This is a genomic window from Qipengyuania sp. YIM B01966 (genome assembly GCF_016461955.1).
GTDB lineage: Bacteria > Pseudomonadota > Alphaproteobacteria > Sphingomonadales > Sphingomonadaceae > QFOP01.
In genome coordinates, this window is sequence record NZ_JADMNM010000001.1 from 339,696 (window position 1) to 353,828 (window position 14,133).

Consider the following 14,133-nt stretch of genomic DNA (forward strand, 5'->3'; position numbering starts at 1 on the left):
TTTACCTTACCCAAGGAGACAGATGATGCACAAATGGATGATCGGCACCGCGCTCGCACTCGGCATGGTCGGGATCGCTCATGCCGCACCTGGCGAAAACAAGGGTCAGGGCAATGGTCGTGGCAACGGCAATGCCGAGCGCAGCGCGCCGGTGAATGTTGGCAGTGCCGAGCGCGCGCAGCGCGGACATTCGGGCGCAGAACGCGGCAATGCCGAACGCGGCGCCGAGCGGACCGAAGCTCGCCGGAATGACGCCCGTAGCCACTCCGCTGCCGGGCGGGACGGCGCGAATGGCCGTGGCGCCGAGATGGCTCAGACGCGCCGCGATAGCCGCCCCGCTCAGGCGCGCGGCCATGATCAGCAATTTCGAGGCGTTGCCGCCCATGATGGTCGCAAGGAGGGGCGTCTCGGCCCGCAGAGCGATGTTCGGGTGCAAAATGATCGTTATCCTCGCTCATTCGGGTTGATCGACGGCTGCCCTCCGGGCCTCGCCAAGAAAAACAACGGCTGCACGCCGCCGGGTCTGGCCCGCCATGATACACGGCGCGCCTATGATGATCCCCGCTATTTCGGCTATCGCGAGGCCGGGCGTTATCTGCTGGGTGATGGCTACCTGTATCGGCTTGGCGACGGGGACAGGGTGACTGGCTTCATTCCGTTGCTCGCCGGTGCGCTTGGCATCGGCAATGTCTGGCCGGCCACGTACACCCGCCAACCGCTTCCAGCCTATTATCAGGATTACTACAATCTCGGCGCGCCGAGCGGCTACGCCTACGCCGACAATGTCGTTTATCGCTTGGAGCCGGAGACCGCAGCGATCCAGTCAGTGGCCGCCCTGATGACAGGCGACAGCTTCGTCGTCGGCCAGGCCATGCCGGTTGGGTATGATGTCTATAACGTCCCTGCGCCGTATCAGAGCCGGTATTACGATAGCCCGGAAGCGGCTTATCGCTACGCCGATGGCCGCGTCTATCGCCTCGACCCCGAAACGCGCCTGATCCAGGCCGCAATCGAGTTGCTGTCATGACGGGCCGCGCAAGATGGGTCTTCGCGCTTGTACCTCTGGCCCTCGCCGCGTGTGACAACGCGGATGGCGAAAAGGCCGGGGGTGTGCCGATCCAAACGCTCGCCGAACCGAGTGGCGAAACCCTGGCTGCCATGATCGCCCAGGATGATGCCCACGCGCCGATTGCGGCCGCGCTCGATCAGACAGGGCTCAACACCGTGTTCGACGGACCGGGTGCCTATACGCTTCTAGCGGGGGCCGGCGGCTTACCCACCGCGGCAGGTGATGCCGGACGCCGGGCGCTGGTCGCAGCAACGCTGCGCAATCACATCCTGCCGGGCAGTGTCACCCGGGATGCCATCGAAAAAGCCATTGCTGACACGAACGGCGCAGTCACGATGCGAACCCTGGGAAGCGCCACCCTGCGTTTCTCGCGCGACGGCGACAGGCTGCTGGTGACGGATAGTGAAACCGGCCGCAGCGCCCGGATCACCGGGCCGGGCCGGCAGGCGACCAACGGCGTGTTGCTGCCGATCGATCGCATGCTGAGCGCGCCGGTAACGGGGCCAGCGACGAACGCACCGCCCGCTCAATAGTCGCGGCTGATTTCCGCCGAGATGGACTCGCGACCGATCGTCGACAGCGAGCCAAGCAGGGACAACCAGCTCGTCACCCGGAACTCGACATTGGTCGCGCTATACCCGCGCCCGTCGGTGACGATTTCGGCATAGAACCGCCGGCCGAGATTCTTACCCAGCGCAATGGCCGTGCCCCGGCCCAAGGCGGGATCCGCGCTGACGATTCGCAATCGATCCAGCCCGATCGCCGTGCGAAGGAGGTTGATCGGATCAAGCCCGCCGCCTTCGCCGCCTCGCAATGACGCGAGCGCGGCGCCCAGTTGCAGCGCATCGGTAGCCGAGAGGTTGGTGATCGACCCGCCGAACAGCAACCGGGCAAGGATTTCCTCCTCGGGCAGCCCGGGGACTGAGGTGAAGGTAATGTCGGGGCTCATCGCGCTGCCTTGCACGCGGACGGTCACGTCAAGCCCGTCGGCTTCGCTTTCCGCGACAATATCGACCCGCGGATTGATCGGCTGGCCGACGTCGAAGGCAATGCGGCCGCGCGTCAGTTCGAACTGGGCACCGGCAAAGGTATATTCACCGCGCACAACTTGCGCGGTACCGCCGATCCGCGGATCGTCGGTCGTGCCACGCAGGATGATGTTGGCGCCCCATTCGCTATCGAGGCCCATTCCGTCGACCTCGATCCGGTCATCACCCCGGGCATTGATCAGATAGCGCCACGGCGCTGCCGGCGCGGTCGCGACGGGGCGATCAATCGCCTGATTGATCTCGCGCGTGCGGATGTTCGGCAAGCGCAAATCCTGCTCTGCGGTGCCCAGTCGCCAGCTTGCTCGATCGATCGCGACGCGGCCCGCGATCGTCCCGCCAACGCCATCGGACACAATCCGCAATGGCCCGGTGATGGCCGCCACCAGTCCGGCATTGTCGAGCAGCCGTGCATTGCGCGCCGACACACGCAGATCGAGCCCGGGGCCCCGCCCGCCCCCGATATTGCTCAGGTTGACGGTGCCGCTGCCCAACACCGTTCCGCCATTGGGGGCCGTCCCGGTGAAGCGCGTAATCCGTAGCCGCGAACCGGAGAAATTCCCGCGAATTGTGGCATTTCTGAGATCGGTCCCCGACAGCGAGCTTTGCACGCGCAGATTGTCGCTAGCGAGCGAACCGCGCACGGCCGGGTCGGCCAGGGTGCCGGTAATATCGGCGGCGACATTGACCGGCCCGGTCACGTCGAATGCGTCGATTGCCGCCAGGCGCCAGAGCCCTTCGGCCGGACCGCCATAGCGGAATTGCGCGAACAGGCTGCCGCGCTGCAGGCGCTGTGCCAGACCGCCCGTTGCCGGTAGCCCGGTAATACGGCCCTGAAGGCGCCCACGTCGCTGGCCATTCTCGTCGATGATGGCGCGGGTTTCGAGCGTGCGCTCGGTCAACCGAGCCACCAGCGCCACGTCGATCGGTGCTGAGGTCAGCACCAGACCCGAGCGCACGAGATTGTCAATCTGCACCCGCGCCTCGCCGACCGGCACGCCGCGCGCCCCGCTGGTCATGTCGACGATACCCGATGCCGTGCCCCCCAGCCCCAGCTCCAGCCCGGCAAGATCGGCGAGTGACAACGGCATCTGCGACAAATGCAGCCGCATTTGCGGGGCGCCGGCGCCAATGCGGCCCTCGGCAATCATTGCGCCGCGACCGAGATTGACTTGCGTCGGGGCGAGTGCCCAGCCGCCATTGCGCAGCCGCGTCAGCACCGCCCGCCGCGGCATGGTGATCGGGCGCCCGGCAATCGAGCCACGCGCGGCCACCGCAATGCGCTGGGGCGAAGCATTGCCGGTCACCTGCAAGTTGAAGCGGCTGCCCCGGCTGCCCCTCATCTGCGCGTCGAAGGTGCCCTCGCCATTTACGACATTGGCGCGCGCTACCATGCGGCCAAGGAACAGCGTGCCATAACTCAGCCCCTCGGCACGGGCCGTTCCCTGCACCGAATAATTGCCGCCGGCCCAGATGCCGCTGGCATCGACATCCGCAAACGCGACGGTCAGCGGGGTTTCGCCGCCGAAGCTCGCATCGCGCGCCAGCAGCTTGACGTCGAAACCTTGCCCGCGCCCGCGCGGCGCCAGCGCAATCGTGCCGTCCACCCCGCCGCCCGACAGCGCCAGATTTCCGCGCACTGCATTGCCCAGCAGCACGAGGTTGCCGGTCACGGCCGTGCTGGAGATCGTCATTTGCCGGATGTTCACGCGCACCGGCGCATTGGCCGGGGCAAACAGGTCGAGCTGACCGTCGAATGGCCCCAGCATCGAACCGCCGCGCGTATCGATCCTGAAACCGCCGGCGGTGGGCGCGATGGCTACGCGGACATTGCGCAGGTCAGCGGCCGGCAAGGGATTGGCGAACACCAGCACGGCGCGTGGGCCGCTCTGCGTCACCTCGCCTTCCACGGTGAAAGGACCGTAATCGACATGGCGCCCGCGCCCCGCCAGCGTGGTCCCGCGATCGGTCACGCGGCCGTCCAGCGTCAGCTGCAGCTTGGTGGCGGCGAGGCGGAAATTCTGGAACCGCAGGGGACCAGCGCTGCCCATCCCGACCCCGCCCGAGAAGCGGATATTGCCGCCGGCAAGGTTCGCCAGCGTCGCATTGGTGACCCGCGGCATCCGCCCGTTCACCTGGGCCCGAAGATCGTAGCCGCCGCGGCCATACCGCAGCACGATATCGCCGCGCCCCTCGACCGTGCCGAGGTTCTCGAGTTGCAGGTTGCGGACATTGACGGGCCCGGCAAGGCCAAAGGCCCCCGCATCAAGGTCGCCCCGCAGCGACAGGCGGGCATTGGCGGTCGGGAAGCTGAGAGTGAGCTGGTCGGAATCGAGCCGGCGGCCGGTATAGGCCAGCGTTCCCGCGATCCGCCCGTTGACCAGCCGCGGATCGAGCATAGCATTGCCGGTGGTCACCCGGCCGACCCTTGCTTCGAGGGGGATCAGCCAGCGGGCCCCGTTATAGCGCGCCAGACCGTCCTGATAGACATCGTCCAGCATGGTCGTCCCCACCGTCACCCGGCCGACCCTGACCGTGTGACGCAGCCGCAATTCGCGGAACGGCCCGTCGAGCGTCGCCAGCGCGCGGGCATTGTCGAGCCGGGCAGCATTGCCGAACAGATCGGGCTTGCGCAGCAGCGTCTCCACCCTGAGCGCGGTGAACCGGTTATTGGCCAGATCGACCGCACCCGTCCCGCGCGCATCCGCGCCGCCCATACGAGTGATGAACACGCCGTTCGCCACGCTGTCCTTCAACGTGAAGGTGGTGTGCAGCGAGACGGTTTCGCCGGCAAGGTCGCCGAGGAACCCCGACAGCGCCGGCGCCGGCCGCAGCTGGCCGAGCGCGGTATAGCGGCCGCCGCGATTGGCGAGGCGGAACGCGGCAAACCGCTCGCCATCGCGCGCGACATAGGCAAGGCCGCGCCATTCCCGCCAGCTGCCATTGCCCCTGACGATTGCGCGATAGGCCGCATCCCCTCCCACCAGCGCCGCGATCACGCCGTCGCGGGGAGCGTCGTAATCGAGGTCGATATCGAACTTGTCGTCATCGGGCCGGGCATCGAGGGCGAGATGTACGCGGTCCTTGTCGCCCACCGCGCCGTCGAGCCGGGCGACCACCTGCCCGTCACGGACATTCGCCTTGCCCGCCAGGTTCAGCCGGTGCGCCTGCGGCCCGGCAATCCCTTCGGCAACGGTCAGGTCGATAATCTGGAACCGGTCCACCCGAATGTCGAAATTGGGCAGGATCGGCGCATCGGGATCGCCCGGCAACAGCTCGGGCACGCGCATCAGCCGCCCGCGATGGAGCACCAGTTCGCGCACGTCGAGCCCGCTACGCAGCCAGTTGAAGGGTCGCCAGTCCAGTTCCACCAGCGGCACGGTCATGAACGCGCCCTTGGGGTCCGAAACGGTCACATCGTGCAGCCGCGCGCGGCCATAAAGGCTGCCGTCGATCCGCCCGACGGTGAAGCGCAGGCCCGATGCCGGCGCCACCCGGGCGATCTGATCGACCACGTAGCGATGGCCGATCGGGCTGTTGAACACCGCCACACCGATCGCAACCAGCGCCAGTAGCGCGGCGACCAGCACCAGCAGCCGGCGCCCCATCTGCCGCAATCGCGACCGCCGCCGTGCCGGGGTTTCCGACACCTCATAATCCGGCGTGGCGGGCAGCACCTCGTCCATCAGAAAGCCTGGCCAAGCGAGACATAAACCGCGACCCAATTATCGTCGGCGCGCTTGTTGAGCGGCACGCCGACATCGACGCGGATCGGGCCGAAGCCGGTCAGATAGCGCACCCCGACCCCGGCGCCGATGCGGATATCGGAAAAGTCGGGCACGACATCGGTGCTGACGGACGCGGCATCGACAAACGGCACCACCTGCAGCGCCCCGCCAAACCAGGGCGTGTTGACGCGCGCTTCGATCGAGCCCTCGACCAGCGAACGCCCGCCGGTCCGTTCGCCCAGCGCATTGACGGGGCTAATCCGCTGGAACCCATATCCGCGCACCGACGTGCCGCCACCGGCATAGAGACGCCGCGACGGGGCGATGTCGAACAGCTCTGCACCGGGAATGGCCGCCACCGCGCCGCGCCCGGCGATGACAATGCGGTCGTTGATCTGCCGGTAATAGGTCGCATCGACCTGACTGCGCAGATAGAACGAATTGGCCGAGTTGGTCCGCGACGCTTCGGGCGATAGCCGCGCGCCAAGGCGGAATCCCTTGGTCGGATTGAGCAGGTCGTCCGAGGTGTCGATCAGCGCATAAAGCGGCAGCGCGGCGATGAAGAAGGTCTCGCGCGGGCGCAGCGGCAGCGTGTCGGGATCGACACCCTCGGGAACGACCGGACGCGGCCGTTCGCTGGTCGCCAAGACTTCCAGCCCGACGCTCCAGCCGAACGGCTTCTGATACAGGAGGTTCGACAGATGCTCGTACGTCCCGACGAGCGAGGCCGTGCGCGCTTCATAGGCGCCGGTGCCGAGCGTGCTGGCATAGGCGTCGAGCGTCAGCACCCGGGCGCGACCGCGGAAATTGTTCTTGCGGAAGGTGATCCCGGCAAGCTGCTCGCGCGTCCCCAACACCCCGCGCAGCCGCAGCGCACCTTCGGGCGGAAACAGATTGCGGTGCTCCCAGCTGGCGGCCAGCCGGAACCCTTCTTCCGAGCCATAGCCGATCGCGCCGGCGATGGTGCGCACCGGCGCGCGGGTGAAATTGACGTCCATCGCCACGACGCCCGGCTGGTCACCGCTGGGCGGGCTCACCTCGCGTTCGGCGATGGTCACGCCCGAGACCAGCCCGGTCGCGGTGATCGCCCGTCGCAAGTCAAGCGACAGGCTTCGCTGGTAGATTTCGCCCGGCTCGAACCGCGCAATCCGCGCCAGGTGCCGGCTGGGCAGAAAGGCCGGATCGCTGCTGGTCACTTCGCCGAAGGTGTATTTGCCCTTGGGATCGACCCGCATCGTCAGATCGCCTTCGCGGCGCGCGTGATCGACGAGGAATTCGGGCGGCTCGATACTGGCAAAGGCGTAGCCGGTTTCGCCCAGCATCCGATCGAGATCGGCCTGCTCCTCGATCACCAGATCGCTCGACATGTCCTGCCCGGTCGTAACCTCGAACGCGCGTCGCAGCGCCGCCGCGTCAGGAGCGGTATCGAGCGCACCGAGATCGATCTGCCCGAAGGCGTAGCGCGGGCCGGGAATGATGTCGAAGCGCACTCCGCGCGGCTCGGGCTTATCCTCGCCGGGATGCAGCTCGCCTATCGTGCGCGTCACCTGCGCATCATAATAGCCGTAGATGCGCAGCAAGGTATTGAGCAGTTCCTCGTCCTGCCGTGCGCGCGCGGCGAGTTGCGCGACATTGGTGTCGGCGTTGTCGTATTCCTCGATGCTCGACAGCGCTTCGAAGCGGGCGAGGAAATCGTCGCGCGGCGGGAAATCCTCGGCCGTGGTGGGATAGGCGATGGCGAGCGACGGGCCCAGTTGCCGCAATTCGAGTTCGGGCGCCGGCGGCGCCACCTGCGGGTCCAGCTCGGCAAATTCGATATCGTCTTCGGGGGTCAGTTCGACCAGTTCGGGCAGCGGCGTGTCATCGGGCCAAGGCACCGACAATTCGGGCAATTCGGCCAGCGGCGAATCCGCTTCGAGTTCAGGACCGGCCAGTTCGGCAGCCTGCGCTTCAGGAGTGACGCCCTCCGCCGCCCAGGCATCGGGATTGGCCACCGCCTCGTCGGGGATCAGGTCCTCGAGCCGGGCATTCTGGCTTTGCGCATAGGCCGCCTCGCTCGCCAGCAGGGCGATCGCGGCGAGCCCGGCGGCCAGCTTGCGGCGGCGGCTAGTCTGCCATGCGATAACGGGAATGGTGGGTTTCCTTGCCTGCACCGCAACCCCCGCGCAGCCCGCGCCCACCCGCGCTGGCATCGGCAATGAGAGCATCCTGTTCGTCAGATGACAGTAGCCGCCAGCCACCCCGGTCGAGCCGTTCGAGCGGGCGGAAGCGGACCTTGTATTGCATGCTGGGCGAACCTTCGACCCAGTAGCCGAGATAGACATAGGACAATCCGTCGGCGGCGGCGCGCCGGATGTGGTCGAGAATAATGAAATTTCCAAGCCCGGACCGCGCCTCATGTTCGGGGTCGTAGAAACTGTAGACCATCGACAACCCGTCCGCCTGGCGATCGGTCAGACAGGCGCCCACCAAGCGCCCCGGCTGCGACCCCTCTCCAGGCTCCCTGTATTCGACCACATAGCTGGTAACCGGCGTATGTTCCACCATGTCCGCAAAGTCGAGTTCATCCATCGCCGCCATGCCCCCGCCGGGGTGCCGCGCGGCGAGATACCGCTGGAGCAGCGCATATTGTTCTTCGGTCGCCCAAGGGCGGCATTCGGTGACCACCAGATCGCTATTGGCCTTCATGGCCCGCCGCTGGCTCTGCGACGGCTGGAAGGCAGATGCCACCACGCGGACCGAAACGCAGGCCTGGCAGTCCACGCAGCTTGGCCGATAGGCGACGGTCTGGCTGCGGCGGAAACCGATCCGGCCCAGCGCCTCATGCAGCTGGTCGGCCTGCTCGCCCTTCAACTCGGTGAACACCTTGCGCTCCTGCCGGCCGGGCAGATAGGGGCATGGCGCCAGGCTGGTGACGAAGAAGCGCGGGAAGCGAACAGGTGCTGTCACGGGCGAAGCTGATCCTCTGCCGCCGTTGCGGGACGCCCTGTATGGCCCAGCCGGGCCAAGCGTTAAAGTGGATTAACCACAAAAATATCCGCCACCTGCGAAAGGGGCGACGTCAGGCGAGCTCGACCTGACTGACCGTATAGCCCTTGGCGCGCAGGGCGGCGATCAGCCCGTCGATCTGCTCGCTGTCGCGCGCTTCGCATTCGATATCGGTCACCAGCCCCTTGGCGGGCAAGGTCGTGAAGATGCGCTGGTGATAGATTTCGATGATGTTGACATTGTGCGCCTGGAACTCGCCCATCACCTTGTAAAGCGCGCCGGGGCGGTCCTGCAGCGTCACCCGCAGCCGCGCCAGGCGGCCCGACAGCGCCAGATCGCGCAGCAGCACATTTGCCAGCAGCCGCGTATCGATATTGCCGCCGCACAGCACCAGCCCGACGCGCCGGCCGCGAAACCGCTCGCCCCAGCTCTGCACCGCGGCAAGTCCCGCCGCGCCGGCGCCTTCAACCACGGTCTTTTCGATCTGAAGCAGCAGCGAAACCGCCGATTCGAGCGATTGTTCGGATACCAGCACGATATCGTCCACCAGCCGCTCGATGATCGCGGCGGTGAAGCGGCCCGGCTCCTTGACCGCGATCCCTTCGGCCAGCGTATCGCCGCCGCAGGGCAGCTGGGTGCCCTTGATTCGGTTGTACATCGAGGGGAACAGCTCCGCCTCGACGCCGACGATCTCGATCCCCGGATTGAGTGCCTTGGCGGCCGTCGCCATGCCCGAAATCAGCCCGCCGCCGCCGATCGGAATGACCAGCGTTTCGAGGTCGGGCACCGCCGCCAGCATCTCCAGCGCCACCGTCCCCGCGCCGGCGGCGACTTGCGGATCGTCGAACGGATGGATGAAGGTCAGGCCCAGTTCGCGTTCGAGCTGGCGCGCATGGGCATAGGCCTCGTCAAAGGTTTCGCCCTCCAGCACCACCTTGCCGCCGACGCTCTCGGTCTGCATCACCTTCACCGTCGGGGTTGTCCGCGGCATGACGATGGTCACCGGAACCCCCAGCCGCGTGCCGTGATGGCTGAGCCCTTGCGAGTGGTTCCCGGCCGAGGCAGCAATCACCCCGCGCGCGCGCTGTTCCTCGGTAAGCTGAAGCAGCGCATTGAGCGCGCCGCGTTCCTTGTAGGCCGCGGTGAATTGCAGGTTCTCGAATTTTAGCCAGATATCCGCGCCGGTGATCCGCGACAGCGTTTCGCTGCGCAGCGTCGGCGTATGCACCACGGCCCCGACGATGCGCTCAGCCGCCCTGCGCACATCGTCGAGGGTCAGCGGCGCGAGGCCGGGCGGGGTTGCAGAGGTGCTGGTCATCGCGGCCAGTTAGGCGAAAAGCGCCGACGTTGAAACCGTGCAGCCCGCCAGCTTTGGTTGGACATTTTCAAGCACGGCTTTTGTCTCTAACCAGCCGCGCATGACCAAGTTCAGAACACTGCTTGTCGCCTTGCTGTCCACCACGGCATCGCTGCCGGCGACAGCTCATGCCGACGTGCTCGTCGATAACGTCCAGGGCATCACCATCACCGCTGATGGCAAGGTCGATCGCTTCACCGGCCTGTGGATCGCCGATGACGGGACCATCCGGCAGGTGCTCGACCGCGGCGACCGCCGCCCGCAGCGGACCACATACCGGGTGGACGGGCGCGGACGCGTGATGATCCCGGGCATGATCGATTCCCATGCCCACGTCCTCAATCTCGGTTTTGCCAGCCTCACGCTCGACCTCAGCGACACCAACTCGCTCGACGAGGCACTGGCGAAAATCGCTGCGTTCGCCCGCGATAATCCCGGCCGGCCGTGGATCGTGGGACGCGGCTGGAATCAGGAGCGCTGGGGCCTGGGCCGTTTCCCCACCGCCGCCGAACTCGACCGGGCGGTGGGCGACCGACCGGTTTGGTTATCCCGCGTCGACGGGCATGCCGCCTGGGCCAACAGCCGCGCGATAGCGGTAGCAGGTGTCACCGCCGAAACCGCCGATCCGGCGGGCGGGCGGATCGAGCGCGGGCCCGGGCGGGCGCCGACCGGGGTGTTCGTCGACAATGCGATGGAGCTGATCGGCAAGGCGGTGCCCCCGCCCCGGCCGGCGGACCGCGATGCCGCGCTGCTCGCCGCCCAGCAGCAACTGCTTCGGCTCGGCATCACGGCGGTGGCGGATATGGGCGTCTCGATCCATGACTGGCAGGCCTTCCGCCGCGCGGGCGACAATGGCACGCTCAAGCTGCGGATCATGGCCTATGCCGATTCGCTCGATTCGATGACGCTGATCGGTGGCTCCGGCCCAACGCGGTGGCTCTATGGCGACCGGCTCCGGCTCAACGGGATCAAGCTGTTGCTTGACGGAGCGCTGGGTTCGCGCGGGGCGTGGCTCAAGCAGCCTTACGCCGACGCGCCGGGCAATCGCGGGCTGGCACTCTACACTCCATCGCAACTTCGCAACATCATGAGCCGCGCGGCAATGGAGAATTATCAGGTCGCGGTGCACGCGATCGGCGACGCGGCGGACGATGAGATCCTCGGCGCGATCGAGGACATGGCCGAAACCTATCGCGGCGATCGGCGCTGGCGGATCGAACACGCTCAGGTGGTCGACCCGGCGGACCTCGCACGGTTCGGCCGCCATGGGATCATCGCCTCGATGCAGCCGGTCCATCAGACCAGCGATCGGCTGATGGCCGAATCGCGGCTGGGCCCCCAAAGGCTCGCCGGCGCCTATGCCTGGAACAGCATCGCCCGAACAGGTGCGCGGCTGGCCTTCGGCTCGGATGCACCGGTCGAATCGCCCGATCCGTTTGCCGGGTGGGCGGTAGCGATCACCCGGGTCGGCGCGGATGGCCAGCCGGTCGGTGGCTGGCAGCCGCAGGAGCGCGTGACGCCAGAACAGGCGCTGGCCGGCTTCACCGCCGGCGCCGCCTATGCCGGCTTCGCCGATGGGCGCTTCGGACGGCTGGTTGCCGGGGAACAGGCGGACTTCCTGCTAGTCGACCGGGATCCCCTCGCCATCAACGCCGATCAGTTGCGCGGCACGCGCGTGCTTGAAACCTGGGTGGGCGGAGAAAAAGTCTTTGACGCTGCGCGTCAATCATCCACATCGACGCGCTGACCCCGGTGGCGGGCGTCGTTTACCGCAGGTTAAGGAACGCGCGTGCAAAGGCGCATTTACAGGAAGGATAATGATCGTGCGGGGAATCTCGGCCAGTCTTGCGGCGTTGTCGCTGGCGTTCAGCCCGGTGGCGGCTACGGCTGCTCCCCGGAGCGCCCCCGTTGAACAGCCCAACGCTCTGGGCGATAGCAATTCCTTGTTCTTTTATGTCGGCATTGCTGTGGTGATTGCGGCGATTGTGCTGCTGGCAAAAGACGAGGAAGACGATCCGATCAGCGCCTGATCGTAGGGATTGAGAAAACCAGTCAATGGTTCGGATTAGTGGTTGCGTCAGCAGGCCGAGTTTCGTAAGACCCTGTTGAGATTCGAAGGTTCAAGGCTCAGGAGAATGATTATGAAGTTCAACAATGTTGCTGCGGCCCTTGCCGCTGCCACGCTGACTGCCGCTCCGGTTGTTGCTCAGGCTGCTCCGGTTTCGGCTCCGGTCGAAGGTGAAAGCGAAATGGGCCGCGGCTCGAGCGCGATCCTTGCGATCGCTGCGGTTGCCCTGTTCATCGGCGGCATCATCCTGCTGCTCGACGACGGCGAAGATGACGCCATCAGCGCCTGATTTCAGTCGTTAGCGAATAGAAGACGGGGTCGCTTCGCGGCCCCGTTTTTTTGTGCGTGTTGAGCGCCCGGCAGGGTGCGTCTCTAACGCGCCTTGATCACGTGTTGGCGTTGTTTGGTTCATCTTGGGCGCTGTTCTGTTCGCGCCTTTCGCTCACCAGCATGATCAGCAAAGCCGCTTCAAACAGCAGGATCAGCGGCACCGCCAGCATCAATTGCGACACGACGTCGGGCGGCGTGGCGACCGCCGCAATCACGAAGGCGGCCACGATCATATATCGCCGCCACGCCACCAGCTGGCTCCGGCTGACGATCCCCGCCCGGTTGAGCAGCAACAGCAACACGGGCAGCAGAAAGCTGATTCCGAAGGCTAAAATGAACTGCATCACCAGATCGAGGTAGTCCCCCGTACCTGGCAGTGCCTCCATCCTAAGCCCACCGCGCGTACCCTCGAAATTGAGGAAGAAGCGGAACGCGGTCGGCATGACCACATAGTACGCCAGCGCCGCCCCAGCGAGAAACAACACCGGAGTCGCCAGCAAGAACGGCAGGAAAGCGCGCTTTTCGCGCGCATAGAGCCCGGGCGCGACAAACGCCCACAGCTGATTGGCGATGATCGGGAAGCTGACGAAGAAGGCAGCAAACAGCGCCACCTTGAGCTCCACGAAGAACGCCTCGTACAGCTTGGTATAGATCAACCGCCCCTCGCCCGCCGGAAATGCCGCCGTCAGCGGGCGCACCAGGAAGCCGAAGATCTCGTCCGCGAAATAGAAGCAGGCGGCAAAGGCGATCGCCAGCGCCAGCACGGCGCGCAGCAGCCGGGTGCGCAGTTCGATCAGATGGTCGAGCAGCGGCGCCTGCGTTTCATCGATATCCCTCAATTTCAGCGCCATTTGAATCAGCTCGCCGTCTTGTCTCTATCGCCGGCGCCCACATCTTGCGCCAGCGGAGCAAGTCGCGCTTCCGCCGCCGAGGGTGCTGGCGCCGGATCGTCCGCATCTGGCGCCCAGCCAGCTCGGCCATCGCTGGTGGCGGCCTGATCGGGAAACTGCGCCATGATGCGCGCGTTCTGCTCGCGCCATTCGCGCTCCATTTCCTCGAGTTCCGCCTCGCGGATCATCGTATCGAGTCCGGCGCGAAAATGACCGGATACCCGGCGGGCCTTGGCCATCCAGCGCCCCGCCAGCCGCATGGCGCGTGGCATATCCTTCGGCCCGATCACCAGGATCGCGACCACGGCTATCAGCAGCAACTCGCTGGCGGCGATATCGAACATGGCCCGAATGCGGGCCAATCAGCGCGGCGGTGTGCTGCGATCCACTGTCTCGCCAGCCACCGCGCTCTGGCGGGCGTCGGGCGCAGGGGCATCGTGCACGGGGCCTTCCAGTCGCGCGGGCTCGCGGGGTGGGTCGGCGCGTGCCTCGTCGCCCATCCCGTCCTTGAAGCTTTTCACACCCTTCCCGAAATCACCCATGATTTCGGAAATGCGCCCACGGCCGAACAGCACCAGGACGATCAGGAGAACGATCAGCCAATGCCAGATGGAACTGAAACCCATGATAACCTCCGGGCCGCGGGCAGAGCGCGGC

Annotated in this window: 12 protein-coding genes; 5 read left to right on the forward strand and 7 right to left on the reverse strand. The window is 66.3% G+C overall.

Annotation, left to right across the window (positions count from 1 at the left end; all coding sequences use genetic code 11):
• The first annotated feature begins 22 nt into the window (after window positions 1-22).
• Window positions 23-1,027, forward strand: a complete 1,005-nt coding sequence (locus ILT46_RS01775) for a hypothetical protein (protein ID WP_199502899.1) — start codon at window positions 23-25, stop codon at window positions 1,025-1,027.
• Window positions 1,024-1,602 (forward strand): fasciclin domain-containing protein, encoded by a 579-nt coding sequence (locus ILT46_RS01780; protein WP_199502900.1) that lies wholly within the window; start codon window positions 1,024-1,026, stop codon window positions 1,600-1,602. Before ILT46_RS01775 ends, ILT46_RS01780 begins: the two co-directional genes overlap by 4 nt.
• Here ILT46_RS01780 and ILT46_RS01785 read toward each other — a convergent pair.
• The 4 genes from ILT46_RS01785 to ILT46_RS01800 form a co-directional block, all read right to left on the reverse strand.
• Window positions 1,596-5,801 carry a translocation/assembly module TamB domain-containing protein gene (locus ILT46_RS01785; RefSeq protein WP_199502901.1) on the reverse strand — a complete coding sequence of 1,402 codons (4,206 nt, stop codon included), beginning with the start codon at window positions 5,799-5,801 and terminating at the stop codon, window positions 1,596-1,598. The two genes, ILT46_RS01780 and ILT46_RS01785, sit on opposite strands and share 7 nt — an antisense overlap.
• Window positions 5,801-7,996, reverse strand: a complete 2,196-nt coding sequence (locus tag ILT46_RS01790) for an autotransporter assembly complex protein TamA (RefSeq protein ID WP_370592284.1) — start codon at window positions 7,994-7,996, stop codon at window positions 5,801-5,803. Before ILT46_RS01790 ends, ILT46_RS01785 begins: the two co-directional genes overlap by 1 nt.
• Complete coding sequence (locus ILT46_RS01795; protein ID WP_199502902.1) at window positions 7,950-8,792, reverse strand: arginyltransferase; 843 nt, start codon at window positions 8,790-8,792, stop codon at window positions 7,950-7,952. Before ILT46_RS01795 ends, ILT46_RS01790 begins: the two co-directional genes overlap by 47 nt.
• A gap of 112 nt (window positions 8,793-8,904) precedes the next feature.
• Window positions 8,905-10,149 (reverse strand): threonine ammonia-lyase, encoded by a 1,245-nt coding sequence (locus ILT46_RS01800; RefSeq protein ID WP_199502903.1) that lies wholly within the window; start codon window positions 10,147-10,149, stop codon window positions 8,905-8,907.
• Between the two features lie 100 nt (window positions 10,150-10,249).
• On the opposite strand from ILT46_RS01800, the gene ILT46_RS01805 reads away from it, so the two are divergent.
• From ILT46_RS01805 to ILT46_RS01815, 3 genes are all read left to right on the forward strand, one after another.
• A complete protein-coding gene (locus ILT46_RS01805; RefSeq protein ID WP_199502904.1) occupies window positions 10,250-11,935 on the forward strand; it encodes an amidohydrolase in 1,686 nt (561 codons plus the stop codon).
• A 70-nt stretch (window positions 11,936-12,005) separates the two neighbouring features.
• On the forward strand, window positions 12,006-12,218 hold the full coding sequence (locus ILT46_RS01810) for a hypothetical protein (protein WP_199502905.1): 213 nt from the start codon (window positions 12,006-12,008) through the stop codon (window positions 12,216-12,218).
• A gap of 42 nt (window positions 12,219-12,260) precedes the next feature.
• Window positions 12,261-12,545 (forward strand): hypothetical protein, encoded by a 285-nt coding sequence (locus tag ILT46_RS01815; RefSeq protein WP_233396886.1) that lies wholly within the window; start codon window positions 12,261-12,263, stop codon window positions 12,543-12,545.
• 97 nt (window positions 12,546-12,642) lie between these two features.
• On the opposite strand, the gene tatC is transcribed toward ILT46_RS01815, so the two are convergent.
• The 3 genes from tatC to ILT46_RS01830 are packed head-to-tail and all read right to left on the reverse strand — an operon-like array spanning window position 12,643 to window position 14,102.
• A complete protein-coding gene (tatC, locus tag ILT46_RS01820) occupies window positions 12,643-13,437 on the reverse strand; it encodes a twin-arginine translocase subunit TatC (protein WP_199502906.1) in 795 nt (264 codons plus the stop codon).
• Between the two features lie 5 nt (window positions 13,438-13,442).
• Window positions 13,443-13,820 carry a Sec-independent protein translocase protein TatB gene (gene tatB / locus ILT46_RS01825; RefSeq protein WP_199502907.1) on the reverse strand — a complete coding sequence of 126 codons (378 nt, stop codon included), beginning with the start codon at window positions 13,818-13,820 and terminating at the stop codon, window positions 13,443-13,445.
• 18 nt (window positions 13,821-13,838) lie between these two features.
• Window positions 13,839-14,102, reverse strand: a complete 264-nt coding sequence (locus tag ILT46_RS01830) for a twin-arginine translocase TatA/TatE family subunit (protein WP_199502908.1) — start codon at window positions 14,100-14,102, stop codon at window positions 13,839-13,841.
• Window positions 14,103-14,133 lie beyond the last annotated feature (31 nt).

What these genes read in the sequence shown, in the direction of transcription:
- ILT46_RS01775 (WP_199502899.1), top strand. Translation starts at nt 23, where the DNA reads ATGATGCACAAATGGATGATCGGCACCGCGCTCGCACTCGGCATGGTC.
- ILT46_RS01780 (WP_199502900.1), top strand. Translation starts at nt 1,024, where the DNA reads ATGACGGGCCGCGCAAGATGGGTCTTCGCGCTTGTACCTCTGGCCCTC.
- ILT46_RS01785 (WP_199502901.1), bottom strand. Translation starts at nt 5,801, where the DNA reads ATGGACGAGGTGCTGCCCGCCACGCCGGATTATGAGGTGTCGGAAACC.
- ILT46_RS01800 (WP_199502903.1), bottom strand. Translation starts at nt 10,149, where the DNA reads ATGACCAGCACCTCTGCAACCCCGCCCGGCCTCGCGCCGCTGACCCTC.
- ILT46_RS01805 (WP_199502904.1), top strand. Translation starts at nt 10,250, where the DNA reads ATGACCAAGTTCAGAACACTGCTTGTCGCCTTGCTGTCCACCACGGCA.
- ILT46_RS01810 (WP_199502905.1), top strand. Translation starts at nt 12,006, where the DNA reads ATGATCGTGCGGGGAATCTCGGCCAGTCTTGCGGCGTTGTCGCTGGCG.
- tatC (WP_199502906.1), bottom strand. Translation starts at nt 13,437, where the DNA reads ATGGCGCTGAAATTGAGGGATATCGATGAAACGCAGGCGCCGCTGCTC.
- tatB (WP_199502907.1), bottom strand. Translation starts at nt 13,820, where the DNA reads ATGTTCGATATCGCCGCCAGCGAGTTGCTGCTGATAGCCGTGGTCGCG.
- ILT46_RS01830 (WP_199502908.1), bottom strand. Translation starts at nt 14,102, where the DNA reads ATGGGTTTCAGTTCCATCTGGCATTGGCTGATCGTTCTCCTGATCGTC.